This window comes from Pedobacter yonginensis, from assembly GCF_003173595.1.
GTDB classification, from domain to species: domain Bacteria; phylum Bacteroidota; class Bacteroidia; order Sphingobacteriales; family Sphingobacteriaceae; genus Pedobacter; species Pedobacter yonginense.
The window spans coordinates 1037633-1050963 of record NZ_QGNZ01000001.1 but is presented as its reverse complement, the minus strand read 5'-3'; the positions used below and the strand labels follow the sequence as shown (position 1 = coordinate 1050963).

Here is a 13331-nt window from a genome sequence, read left to right as displayed (position 1 = left end):
CACACAAAACAAAAGGAATACCGCTATGCGCTTAGAACGTAAAACTTATAACTTTGCCGAATGAATGCTGATGCAATAATTATTGGGGGAGGAGCTTGCGGGTTAATGTGCGCAGCACAAGCCGGCTACTTGGGTAAGAAAGTAATCGTACTCGAAAAAAATGAAAAGCCGGGTGCAAAAATTTTAATTTCAGGTGGCGGCCGTTGCAATTACACCAACCAATTTGCCTCAGCAGAGCAGTTTATATCCGAAAATCCACATTTCATTAAGTCTGCTTTTACACAATGGACCGTCGATGATACCATCAACTTTTTCGAAACCTATGGCATCAACGGAAAAGAGAAAACTTTAGGGCAGTTATTTCCAGATGAAAAAAATGCCAAAGATGTGGTTGCCATGTTTACTTCCATTTGCGCAGACCTTGGTCAGGAAATTAGGTGCAACGCCGATGTAAAAGACATCGAAATTTTGCCAGAAGGCTTTAAGGTATCTTACGAAAAGCATGGAAAATTAATCGCTTTAACGGCCGAAAAGTTGGTTATTGCTACAGGCGGCCTACCCATTCCGAAAATGGGCGCAACAGATTTTGCCTTGCGCTTTGCCCGCAAACATCATTTAAAAATTATCGAAACTGCACCCGCTTTGGTGCCCCTAACCATTACAGGCAAAGATGAAGAATGGTTTGCTCAACTTTCGGGTAACTCCGTGCTTTGCGAAGTGAGCAATGATGAGATTGCCTTCGAAGAGAACATTTTATTTACGCACTGGGGTTTAAGTGGCCCCGCCATTTTGCAAATCTCCTCTTTTTGGCGAAGGGGAGAAGTGGTTAATTTAAACTTGCTTCCCCATCATAATATTACCTCAATTTTGGATGATGAACGTAAATCGAACGGAAAAACAATGTTATCCACCCTGCTGAATCGGTTTTACACCAAAAAATTTACCGATGCGCTAGGGAAGTTTCTGCCTTTAACAAAGCAAGTTGCATCGTTAACCAAAGTAGAATTAGAGTTAATTGAGCAAACCATTCACCATTTCAAAGTTAAGCCAGCTGGAGATAAAGGTTATGACAAGGCAGAAGTAATGCGTGGTGGGATAGATACCAACGAAATTTCATCAAAAACTTTAGTCTGTAAGAAAATCCCGAATCTATATTTCGGTGGGGAATGTTTAGATGTTACTGGTTGGCTTGGGGGGTACAATTTTCAATGGGCCTGGGCCAGTGGTTTTGTAATCGCACAAAATCTTTAGTTAATACAAACGTTAACGCTGATTTTCTAAATCACAGCCTTTTGGCTCCATAAATCATTAATTTTTTTTTAAAATGTACGGTCAGTAATTCTTTGCCGATTGCAGCCCTGTGTTCCGCTAAATCCCCGATAGAAAAAATCGGGGGATACCGCTTCACCTAGGTTTAGAATGATTGTCCTGTCCCCTCCAGCCTTTTAGGTCTTTCGGTCTTATATTTATTAGGATTCTTAGGTGGTTCAAAACAATTTTAAGTGACGGTGATTTAGAGATAAACATTGGGCATAATTTCCCATGCCCATGGTTTTTTAAACGTTTTAAAGGTGCGCAGTTGCGAGAAATACAAAACTTCGCTCGTTTTACGGTTTGCAATATCTCTTCTGTGTAGGTTGCCCACAGTGGTATAAAGTTCACGCGTTTTAAAATCGTAAACCCGTTCAGTCATATCGCCAGAATTTTGGTTGAAGTAAAGATTTATCGCACTCGTTAAAAACCAATCCTTATTTTCAAACTTAAAGGTATAGCCCAATTCCCACCGCCATTCCGAGCCACCTTGAAATCTTAAATAAATCTGTTGATCTTTAATCGCAATTTGTTGCAAGGGATCGCCCAATTTTCCACCTTCTTCCGATCGGAGTATGAAATCGTTATTTTGGTTAGATAAATGATAAATACCAGTTGCTTTATCTTTAAAAAATATCGCCAGGATACGAGGTTTCTGGGTTTCCTTTATAATTTCAGTGGTATTGTCGCCATAAGTTCTCGTTTCATCTGTAGTTTTATCCGATTCGAAAATTACCGCTAAATCTTCAATTCCATCATTGTTTAAATCGCCATTGGCAGATTCTATTATGCCCCAATTATTGGGTGTAAGTGCTTGAACAGAAGTACCTTCAGATTTTATTTTTGGAAATGAAAAGGTATTTTGAGCAAAACCAACTTGCGTAAAAAGTAGAGATATAAGGAGATAGAAAATTTTCATTTACATGTACAACGGTTGGTATCTTTATAAAACGTTCGTATCTGGCATTTAGTTTAAATTGTAAATACCTATCGTTTTCTTTAAATGTAGGTTCTTGCAGAGCATCTTTAAGCCCTTGTGATGCCGATTTATAGACAAAAGTGTTAAAAATCACTTACTTTTGTAAAAACTATTCTCTTTTGCAGACCGATATTTTTGCCATTACGCCCCCTTTTACCCAGCTCAATACTCCGTATCCGGCAACGGCGTACATAAAAGGTTTCTTAAATACCAAGAACATTGCCTGTACACAGGCAGATTTGGGCATTGAGGTGATACTAGAACTATTTTCTAAAAAGGGTTTGCAGAATATCTTTAAGGTCGACCTGAAACCAAAAAGTGACAATGCCAAACGGATTTGGGCTTTAAAAGATGAATACCTCAAAACCATCGATTCTGTTATTGGCTTCCTTCAAGGACAAAACCCCACTTTAGCCCTTCAAATTTGTGGAGATGATTTTCTTCCTCAAGCTGCTCGGTTTAACCAATTAGAGGAGTTGGATTGGGCCTTTGGTGCAATGGGTGCTCAAGATAAAGCCAAACATTTAGCTACCCTTTATCTAGAAGATATTTCGGATTTTATTGTCGAATGCGTTGATGAAAACTTTGGTTTCAGTAGATATGCAGAACGATTGGGTAGGAGTGCAAACACTTTCGACGAGCTCTACCAAGCCCTGCAACAAGCGCCTTCCTACATCGATCAGATGCTGATTTCAATATTAAAGGAAAAAATAGAAACCATTCAACCAAAACTGTTTCTCATTTCAGTCCCTTTTCCCGGAAATTTATACAGCGCTTTCCGTTGTGCACAATGGGTAAAGGCCAATTATCCAGAAATCAAAATTTCTATGGGGGGAGGTTTTCCAAATACCGAATTACGTTCCCTATCTGATAGCAGGGTATTCGAATTTTTTGACTTCATCACCTTGGATGATGGCGAATTGCCAATTGAACTGCTCATTCAAAATATTGGCGGTACAATTCCAGCTGAAATGCAAACTTACAAAAGAACCTTTCTTTTAGAAAATGGAATAGTTACCTATAAAAACGATTCTTTTAGAAAAGACTACAAACAAGCCGATGTAGGTACTCCAGATTATTCGGGTTTATTGCTCAATCAATACATTTCTGTAATCGAAATTGTAAATCCCATGCACCGCATGTGGAGCGATGGACGTTGGAATAAACTCACCATGGCACATGGATGTTACTGGGGTAAATGTACGTTTTGCGATATTTCACTCGATTACATTAAAGTTTACGAGCCTGTACAAGCCAAGCAGATTGTAGATCGCATTGAAGATTTATGTGCCAAAACAGGTCAAAATGGTTTTCATTTTGTGGATGAGGCCGCACCGCCCGCTTTAATGAGAGAAGTTGCCTTGGAGATTTTGAGAAGGCAGTTGGCAGTTACCTGGTGGACAAACATTCGTTTCGAAAAAAGCTTTACCCAAGATTTATGTTTGCTGTTGAAGGCATCAGGCTGCATTGCCGTTTCTGGTGGTTTAGAAGTTGCTTCCGATCGTTTGTTAAAGCTTATAGATAAGGGTGTTACAGTTGAGCAGGTAGCCAAAGTAACCCGTAATTTCACCGAAGCGGGCATTATGGTGCACGCCTATTTAATGTATGGCTATCCTACACAAACCATTCAAGAAACGGTTGACAGTTTAGAAATGGTTCGTCAGCTTTTCGAAATGGGTATTTTACAATCCGGTTTCTGGCATCAATTTGCCATGACGGCGCATAGCCCCGTTGGCATGTATCCAGAAAAATTTGGCGTTGTTAAAGAAACCGAAACCATCGGCACTTTCGCCAATAACGACATCAATTACACCGATCGCACGGGTATTGATCATAATAAATTCAGCTACGGACTAAGGAAATCGCTGTTTAACTTTATGCATGGCATTTGTTTCGATTATCAATTGCAAGATTGGTTTGATTTTAAAATTCCGAGAACTACAATTCCAGCCAATTTTATTGAAAGGGCTTTAAATGATGATAACCAATTCAATACCAAGCCAACGGCAAAAATAGTTTGGATAGGCGGAAAACCGAGTTCGGAATATTTTACTAAAACTAAAAAAGGCAATTCGTGGGAAATGGCAACACTTACTTTTCACGATAAAAAACAAAGCTTTTCCATTCAAACCAATAAAGCTGAGGGCGTTTGGTTAACCTCCATTTTAGATAAACTGCACGTGTCGAAGGAAAAAGTTTATTCTTTTGCAGATATTAAAGCAGATTTTGAAACCGAAATGGAAAACTTTGAATTGTTCTGGTACTCAAAACCCATCAATACGCTTAGGGAATTTGGTTTGCTTACCTTATAGTGGAGGCATGAGATTTGAGGCATGAGATTTGAGACATGAGACGTGAGACATGAGACGTGAGATTTGAGACGTGAGACGTGAGATTTGAGACGTGAGATTTGAGACATGAGACGTGAGATTTGAGACGTGAGACATGAGACAGAAGAAATTCGGCCTAGATTAAACCTTCCCGACTCCTGACTTCAGACTCCTGGCTTCCGACTCCTGCCTATCAACTTCTCTCAGGACTATTCTTCCAAGACTATCACCTCAAATCTCATATCTATTTTCTCACATCTCCTATTACTAGTCGCAGTGGGGCACGGTGAAAGTCCAGGTTTCAGATTCTCCTGTGATGATGTAGCCATTTCCTCTAGCATTTTCAAACCACAATTTGTTGCGCAATTTTTCTCTTGTACCTACTTCGTTCATCGTGGCGCTATCGTAAAGGCGACCATTAATCATTACATATTTTATTTTCTCCGAATTGCGAATGTCATCCAATGGGTTTGCATCCATAATTACTAAATCCGCTAATTTACCCACTTCTAATGATCCAATTTCTTTATTCATGCCCAAGTAAGATGCACCGTTCAATGTTGCTGCTCTAATGGCTTGTAGTGGAGAGAAACCTCCCTGTACCAACATCCACAATTCCCAATGCGCACCCAAGCCTTGAATTTGCCCATGAGCGCCCAAATTTACTTTTGTGCCGCCTTCGGCTATTTGTTTTGCAGCTTTAGCAACGTTGATGTGGTTGTAATCGCTGTATTCTGATGTGGTTCTTCTTCTGGCTCTTGAATCTATGATGGAACGTGGGGTGTAAGTCATTAACTTTTCATTTTCCCAAACATTAGTTCTATCGTACCAATAATTTTCTCCCCACTGACCGCCATAAGCCACAATTAAGGTTGGCGTGTAGGCAACTTCGGTACTGTTCCAAAAATTAATGACATCTTTATAAACAGGCAAAACAGGTATGCTATGTTCAATTCCAGTGTGCCCATCTGCAATCATATTCATATTGGTGAAAAAGGTAGAACCACCTTCGGGTACCACTTCCATTTTTAACTGCCTAGCGGCCTCTAAAACTTGTTGGCGTTGCTCTCTTCTAGGTTGATTGTAAGATTTAACAGAAAAGGCTCCAACGGCTTTCAACCTGCGCAAATTTGCCAATGCATCCTCTAAACTGTTGATGACAACTTTGAAATCACCATCTGCACCATATAAAATAGAACCTGTAGAGTAAACCCTCGGACCAACCATTCTCCCTGCTTTAAGCATTTCACTTTGGCTGAAAACCATTTCCGTATTGCTCGATGGATCGTGAGCGGTGGTTACACCAAAGGCTAAGTTTGCCATATAACTCCAGTCGGCCTGTGGCGTAATACCATCCGGGCTTGTGCGCAAATGGGCATGAACATCAATAATTCCCGGCATGATGGTTTTTCCATTTACATCAATTACTTTAGCATTAGCCGGAATTGTAATGGCATCGGCTTTACCAATTGCCGTAATTTTATTTCCATCGGTTAAAATGGTGCCCTTTTCAATTACTTCATCACCCTTCATCGAAATAATTCTTGCACCTTTTAATGCGATAATTCCCGTAGGAACGTCAGTCTTTAAAGTCAAATTAATTTCTTTAACAGATGGTTCTATTTTGGGTGTAGTGCCATCAAAGTTAAAAGCACCATTTACATCAACCGTAAAATATTTCGGACCAAGCGTCCAATGTAAGTATCGGCTGTCTGCACTCCACTGTATGTACGTACCGCCATCTGTAGTTACTTTTGCAACCGGGATGGATTTATTTCCAGCGGAGGCATCTTGAGCACTTCCGACGTTAATCATCGGTGTAATGTAAACGTTAAATAACTCATTAAAAGCCAGCCATTTATTGTCTGGGCTTATTACAAATTGGGTGGCATATTGAGAAGTGAAATGCGTTTTTTCGTTTGCGCCATTCAAATCGATGCTTTTTAATGCCTTCTTACCATCGGCATAACTTTGAAAATAAATTCTCGTATCGGTATTGTTGAATTGAGGTCTGATGCCATTTTCTGAAACCAATGTTTTTCCTCCGCCATTAGCCGACATCACGAATATGCCTGTGCCTCTGCCGTAATTATAGCCCAAAACATCGTTTCCACTGCCTTTTCGGAATACAATTTTATCTCCCTTGGTAGCGTATTGCGGTGAGTAATAGAAGCCCTTTTCATCGCTCAACGTAATGGTTTTACCGGATTTTAAATCTGCTCGCTTGATTGCACCACGCAGCTCATCGCTCCAAGTGGTAAACACCACGAATTTTCCATCGGGACTAAAACTCGGTTCAAATTCAAAATCCAGTCCATTAGTTAGTCGTTCTGGCTTACCATTTGGAAGTTCTTGCTTGTAAAGATAACCAGCGGCATTAAATACAATGGTTTTCCCATCAGGAGAGGTGCTTAATTGCCTCAGCATTTTCGCAGAAAAATCAGTAGAAAAAACTTCTTGCTCGAAATGTAAGGCTTTTTGAACCGTTTGAATGGTATTGGCTTGGAATGGAATGTCGCTGTTGATTAAGGTTCCGATTTCTGTTTTTCTAATTTTCCCTTTGGCGTAAAAAACCAAAGCCTTACTATCTGGGGTCCACGCAAAGTTTGGGTAAACGCCGAAAATTGCCCAAGTTTCTTGCTGATCGTGAGAAAGATCTTCGTTTACAGGCCATTCTTCACCCGTTTTAAGGTTCTGTACATACAAAGTAGATTTTAATCGCACACGCTTAACAAATGCAATTAAATTTCCATCTGGAGATACCTGCGGCCTGCAGGCACCGCCTTGTTCGTTTATTAAGGTACTGAGTTTTCCTGTAGTTAAATCCAACTGGCGAATGGCATAGATGGTTCCATTTGGGTCTTTACTGTATTCAAAGTTGGGCCCCGGACTTACATCTTCACTGAAATATAAAAATTTACCATCTGGCGAAACGTTTGGCTCTCCGGCATCTTGTTGATCGTTTTTTCTTTTAGTTAATTGTACCCCATCGCCACCGTTTATGCTGTACATCCACATTTCGCCAGCGCCTAAAGATCTGCTCGCTGTAAAATGTTTTCTGGCCACCAAATATTCGCTGTTTGGCATCCACGTTGCATTATTTAATAACCTGAAACTCTCTTTTGTGACCTGTTTTTTATTAGAGCCATCTCTGCTCATTATCCAAATGTTGTCGCCTCCGCTCTTATCGCTCGTGTAAGAAATGTACTTTCCGTTAGGGCTAAATCTGGGCTGAACATCCCAAGCAATGCCACCACTTATTAATTTGGCCATCCCGCCACTAAAGGGCATTGTGTAAATATCACCAAGTAAATCGAAAACAATTTCTTGCCCATCAGGGCTTACATCAATGTTCATCCAAGTTCCCTCGTCGGTATTGATATTGATGGTTTTGGTTGTACCTTGATATTTCTCTATATCCCATTTCTTGTCTTGGGCATTCGAAGTGGAAATAATCAATAAAAAAGCGGAAAGTATGTAGAGGTTTTTCATTTAAAGGGGATTAAATTGTTGTGCAATTTAGTAATTCAAATGCTTTTTTATAGTTTTGATACTCCCGATTTATGACAGCAATAGAGATTTTACAAAAATACTGGGGACATCAAGCTTTTAGGCCCTTACAACAGGATATTATTAGCGCTGTTTTAGAAAAAAAGGATAGTTTGGCACTGCTTCCAACCGGAGGGGGTAAATCCATTTGTTTTCAGGTACCTGCTTTGGTAAACGAAGGCATTTGCATCGTCGTTTCGCCATTAATTGCCTTGATGAAAGATCAGGTAGAAAATTTGAAGGCGAAAGGGATTGAAGCGATAGCCATTTATGCAGGGATGGGCAAGCGGGAGATTGATATTTTGTTGGATAACTGCATCTATGGCAAAATCAAATTTCTGTATTTATCGCCAGAACGATTATTGTCTGATTTGGTTCGAATCAGAATCTCCTACATGAATGTCAACCTCATCGCCGTTGATGAAGCGCATTGCATTTCGCAATGGGGATATGATTTCCGACCTCCTTATCAGCAAATTGCCAAGCTAAGAGAAATTCATCCAGATGTGCCTGTTTTGGCACTTACAGCAACGGCTACCGAATTTGTTAGAAAAGATATCATAGAGAAACTTGAAATGAAAGATCCGCAAATCTTTGTGAAGAGTTTTGCTAGAGATAATCTCTCTTATGTGGTTTTTAATCAAGAAGATAAGTATAAAAAGCTCATTCAAATCTGTAAAAATGTAAACGGTACAGGCTTGGTGTATGTGCGCAATCGCAGGGAAACCGCTGAAGTTTCGAACTTCCTCAATCGCAACCAAATCAAGGCTGATTTTTATCACGCCGGCTTAGAGCGCGATGTTCGATTTAAAAAGCAAGAAGAATGGAAGCAGAATAAAATCAGAATAATGGTTGCAACCAATGCCTTTGGTATGGGTATTGACAAGGCCGATGTAAGAACCGTTGTGCATTTAGATTTACCAGAAAGTTTAGAAGCTTACTACCAAGAGGCTGGTAGAGCAGGTAGAGACGAAAAACGAAGTTATGCCGTTTTGCTGGCCAACCAGTCTGATGTTTTGAGTTTAGAAGCTCGATACATCAATAGTTTTCCTTCAGCAGACGACATCAGAAAAACCTACCATTATTTAGGTAATTATTTTCAACTTGCCTTCGGCGCAGGAGAGGGCTTAAACTTTACTTTCGATATTGCTGACTTTTGCAAACGATTTAATATCAGTGTATTAAAGACCATTTCAGCTTTAAAGTTCTTAGAACACGACGGTTATATTACCTTGTCAGAAAGTGTGTTCCTACCATCAAGGATGATGTTTACGGTGAGTCACGAAGATGTTTATCGATTTCAAATCGAGAATAAAGCTTATGATTCTGTCATTAAAACCATCCTCCGATCTCATGGCGGCGCTTTCGATGGTTTCGTAAAAATAAGTGAGTCGGATTTAGCCAAAAAGATAGGCGTATCCTATCAAGATGTGATTGGCATTTTAAATAAACTGCAATCAATAGAAATGCTCACCTACATTCAGCAAACAGATCAACCACAGTTGCAATATGTACGGGCACGTGTGGATATGGATCATTTCCACGTAGATGCTAAATACCTAGCCCTTAGAAAAGATATTTTACATAAACAAGTTAACGCAGTTGTTGCCTATGCATCTACAACTGTTTGTAGAAGCATTCAATTGCTCAATTATTTTGATGAGCACAATGCCGTAAAATGTGGCGTGTGCGATGTTTGTTTGGCAGAAAAGAGGGCTGAAAATGAAAATCAAATCAATGATCAACTCGATTTTGAAATCATTTCATTATTGCAACAGCAAGCATTAACACTCGATGATTTAGTACACAATATTAAAATTGGAACCGAAAACGATCGGATAGATGCCATTAGAGAATTATTAGATGCAGGTAAGGTAAAATCTGACGGTAAGAAATATTATATTTAGCCAGCTTTTGCAAGGTATAAAGATTAGAATTGCCTCCGCCAATCAAAAAAATACGAATTAACCTCCTTTTAATCAAATGATAGAAAAAGACAATAAGAAAACCATTCGCTCTTGGGCATTTTTCGATTGGGCAAATTCAGCCTATAACCTAGTAATTACATCCACCATTTTTCCGGTTTATTATGTGGCCATAACCACCACAAAAGAACACGGAGATGAGGTTACCTTTTTTGGTAAAACCTTCATAAACACGGTACTATCTAATTATGCACTTGCATTTGCCTATCTGGTAATGGTGGTTTTGTTGCCGATTTTATCATCCTATGCCGATGCCAGAGGGAAAAAGAAATTTTTCATGAAGCTATTTACTTACGTAGGGTCTTTTGCTTGTATGGCACTGTTTTTCTTTAAACTCGAAACTTTAGAAACTGGTATAATTTGTTTTGTGCTAGCTGCAATGGGTTATGTTGGTGGGGTGATGTTTAACAACGCTTATCTTCCAATTATTGCATCAACTGGTAATCAGGACAAAGTGAGTGCCCAAGGATTTTCTTATGGCTATGTTGGCAGCGTTATTTTACAATTGATCTGCTTTGTTTTTGTTTTGAAACCTGAGCTCTTTGGCATTACCGATAAATCTTTGCCAGCTCAAATATCCTTTTTGTTGGTTGGCATTTGGTGGTTTCTATTTGCACAAATTCCGTTTAAGGCCTTACCTAAAGATGTTCCGAACGAAGCTTCCGCAAATAAAGGATTTATAAAAAGTAGCTTTGGCGAGTTTGTCAAAGTTTGGAACCAATTGAAGCAAATGAAGTTTTTAAAAACCTATCTAATTGCTTTCTTTTTTTATTCAATGGGTGTGCAAACCATTATGCTGGCTGCCGCTGGCTTTGGTGCAAAGGTTTTGAAGTTAGAATCTGGAAGTTTAATTGCCGTTATCTTGATTATACAATTGGTAGCCATATTGGGTGCGTGGTTAATGTCGCTATTGGCTAAAAAAATGGGTAATGTAAATGTCTTAATTTTAGTGGTTTTGGTTTGGATTGCTTGTTGTATTTATGGATATACTATCGTTAACGAAACTCAGTTTTATGCTTTGGCAGCTATTGTGGGCCTAATTATGGGGGGTATCCAATCCCTATCTCGTTCTACCTATTCCAAACATATTCCAGAAAACACCACAGATACGGCTTCCTTTTTTAGCTTTTACGATGCAACAGAAAAATTAGCAATCGTAATTGGTTTATTTAGTTTTGCATCGATTGAAGGCATCACGCATAATATGCGCCAATCTATTATCGCTTTGGCATCATTTTTTGTAATAGGATTAATCTTTTTACTGGTTTTACGCAAAAACGAACGCAAAGAATTGCTAAAATCGTAAGTTTGTAGCCTGAAGATGATTATGAAAGTAGAATTATTTGTGCCCTGTTTTGTCGATCAATTATACCCTGAAACTGCTTTTAATACCTTAAGATTATTAGAAAAATCTGGATGCAAGGTAGAATATAACTCAAAACAAACTTGCTGCGGACAACCAGCCTATAACGCCGGTTATTGGGATGAGGCAAAAGAAGTTGGTACAAAATTTCTGAATGATTTCACAGAAAATACCTACGTTGTAGCACCTTCAGCTTCCTGCGTGGGTATGGTGAAAAATGGTTTTAACGATCTGTTTACCAATACCATAGTTCATAATAAGTGTAGAAGTTTACAATCAAACATTTGGGAGCTTTCTGATTTCCTGATCAATGTTGCCAAAAAGGATTATTTTGGTGCTGAGTTAGAAGGTAAAGCCGTTTACCACGATTCTTGCAGTGCTTTACGCGAGTGCAAAATAAAGGATGAACCCCGTCAATTGTTATCAAAGGTACATGGATTAGAGATGCTTGAAATGGAAGATACTGATATGTGCTGTGGTTTCGGTGGCACTTTTGCCGTTAAATTCGATGCCATCTCATCTGCAATGGCAGAGCAGAAAGTAAATCACGCGCTTGCCCAAAAAGCCGATTATATCATTTCGACTGATTTATCCTGTTTACTCCATTTACAAGGTTATATCGATAAAAATAATCTTCCTATAAGAACCATGCACATTGCCGATGTGCTTTGCAATGGTTGGTTGGAAAGTACCGAATACTAACAACTTTTTTACATCTGATTGTTAGCGATTTAACACAATTTAACATGCTTTATGTTTTATGTGCAATACCTTTGTTAAACCTTTTTACAACTTCGTTCTCTAACTCACAAAACAATCCAAAAAATGAAAAAAATAATTTTAGCTTTAATGAGTGTTTTTTCAATGGTGTCAATCGCTGATGCACAAAAGAAAACTTCAGGAGCCATACAATTTGAAACAACCGTTGACCCTTCAGCAATGGCCTCAGCAAGCGGCATTCAGTTAACCGATCAAATGAAAGCCCGAATGCCCTCAACCAGTAAATCAAATTTCGAGTTATTGTTTACAGCAACCAATGCAAGTTACATGCCTGTAGAGGAAATTGAAGACAGTAACGGCGCCGGTGGTGGAAACGGTGGTGGTATGGGCCGTATTATGATGCGCTTTGGTGGTGGCGCTGGCAATCGCGAATACTACTACACCTTTGCTGATCAGAAAATTGCAGAGGTATTCGACTTAAATGATACTACTTATTATATGCCAAGTAAGTTAACGCTTTCTACCACTGGTCCAATCGGATCAATGCGAATCGGCGGAAACAGAACTCCAGGCGATACATCTAAACCAAAACCAGTGGCTCCGCCAACTATAGAAGTGGTTAAAACAGATTCGACAAAAAAAATACTTGGATTTAACTGTAAACAAGTTATCGTGAGGTCAACAAGAGCGATTAAACTTTTAGACATGGATAAAAACGTAGTGGAAGAAACCAAAATCTGGTACACTAACGATTTAGGTTTCAACTTTTCACCAAATCCTAATATGTGGACCGAGGGAACAGTATTGGCTATTGAAGGTAGAGGAAACAGCTCAATCGCTAAAAGTATTGAATACAGGAATGTGAGTGCAAAAGATGTTACAGCACCTAAAAAAGCCAAATTAATTACCGAGGAGGAATATAAAACTAAAATGGAGAACATGATGAAACGTTTTAGAAACAACAGACCTCCAGGTGGTGGTCAAGTAAGAACATTCGGAATCAATTAATTATAAACTAGTTTTGTAAAAAACCTACTCCATTAAACCGAGTAGGTTTTTTTTTGAGCGTTTTCCCCCAAAAAATTGAGGTGTAT

Annotated in this window: 8 protein-coding genes; 6 read left to right on the top strand and 2 right to left on the bottom strand. The window is 39.1% G+C overall.

Features of this window, described 5'->3' with window-relative positions:
- Positions 1-60 precede the first annotated feature (60 nt).
- Positions 61-1251 (top strand): BaiN/RdsA family NAD(P)/FAD-dependent oxidoreductase, encoded by a 1191-nt coding sequence (locus DHW03_RS04605; protein WP_109924540.1) that lies wholly within the window; start codon positions 61-63, stop codon positions 1249-1251.
- Between the two features lie 262 nt (positions 1252-1513).
- On the opposite strand, the gene DHW03_RS04600 is transcribed toward DHW03_RS04605, so the two are convergent.
- Positions 1514-2230 carry a hypothetical protein gene (locus DHW03_RS04600; RefSeq protein WP_240618466.1) on the bottom strand — a complete coding sequence of 239 codons (717 nt, stop codon included), beginning with the start codon at positions 2228-2230 and terminating at the stop codon, positions 1514-1516.
- Positions 2231-2409: 179 nt separating this feature from the next.
- Between DHW03_RS04600 and DHW03_RS04595 the strand changes: the two genes are divergently transcribed.
- Entirely contained in the window at positions 2410-4602 is a 2193-nt protein-coding gene (locus tag DHW03_RS04595; protein ID WP_109924539.1) for a B12-binding domain-containing radical SAM protein, read from the top strand.
- Between the two features lie 285 nt (positions 4603-4887).
- Here the strand turns inward: DHW03_RS04595 and DHW03_RS04590 are convergent, their stop codons facing one another.
- Positions 4888-8112 (bottom strand): amidohydrolase family protein, encoded by a 3225-nt coding sequence (locus DHW03_RS04590; RefSeq protein WP_109924538.1) that lies wholly within the window; start codon positions 8110-8112, stop codon positions 4888-4890.
- Positions 8113-8183: 71 nt separating this feature from the next.
- On the opposite strand from DHW03_RS04590, the gene DHW03_RS04585 reads away from it, so the two are divergent.
- From DHW03_RS04585 to DHW03_RS04570, 4 genes are all read left to right on the top strand, one after another.
- Entirely contained in the window at positions 8184-10076 is a 1893-nt protein-coding gene (locus DHW03_RS04585) for a RecQ family ATP-dependent DNA helicase (RefSeq protein WP_109924537.1), read from the top strand.
- A gap of 76 nt (positions 10077-10152) precedes the next feature.
- Entirely contained in the window at positions 10153-11460 is a 1308-nt protein-coding gene (locus DHW03_RS04580) for an MFS transporter (protein WP_109924536.1), read from the top strand.
- 21 nt (positions 11461-11481) lie between these two features.
- A complete protein-coding gene (locus DHW03_RS04575; RefSeq protein WP_109924535.1) occupies positions 11482-12219 on the top strand; it encodes a (Fe-S)-binding protein in 738 nt (245 codons plus the stop codon).
- Between the two features lie 123 nt (positions 12220-12342).
- Complete coding sequence (locus DHW03_RS04570) at positions 12343-13245, top strand: hypothetical protein (RefSeq protein ID WP_109924534.1); 903 nt, start codon at positions 12343-12345, stop codon at positions 13243-13245.
- Positions 13246-13331 lie beyond the last annotated feature (86 nt).

Coding starts and splice junctions, on each gene's coding strand:
- DHW03_RS04600 (WP_240618466.1), bottom strand. CDS start 2,230: ATGAAAATTTTCTATCTCCTTATATCTCTACTTTTTACGCAAGTTGGT.
- DHW03_RS04575 (WP_109924535.1), top strand. CDS start 11,482: ATGAAAGTAGAATTATTTGTGCCCTGTTTTGTCGATCAATTATACCCT.
- DHW03_RS04585 (WP_109924537.1), top strand. CDS start 8,184: ATGACAGCAATAGAGATTTTACAAAAATACTGGGGACATCAAGCTTTT.
- DHW03_RS04580 (WP_109924536.1), top strand. CDS start 10,153: ATGATAGAAAAAGACAATAAGAAAACCATTCGCTCTTGGGCATTTTTC.
- DHW03_RS04605 (WP_109924540.1), top strand. CDS start 61: ATGAATGCTGATGCAATAATTATTGGGGGAGGAGCTTGCGGGTTAATG.
- DHW03_RS04570 (WP_109924534.1), top strand. CDS start 12,343: ATGAAAAAAATAATTTTAGCTTTAATGAGTGTTTTTTCAATGGTGTCA.
- DHW03_RS04590 (WP_109924538.1), bottom strand. CDS start 8,112: ATGAAAAACCTCTACATACTTTCCGCTTTTTTATTGATTATTTCCACT.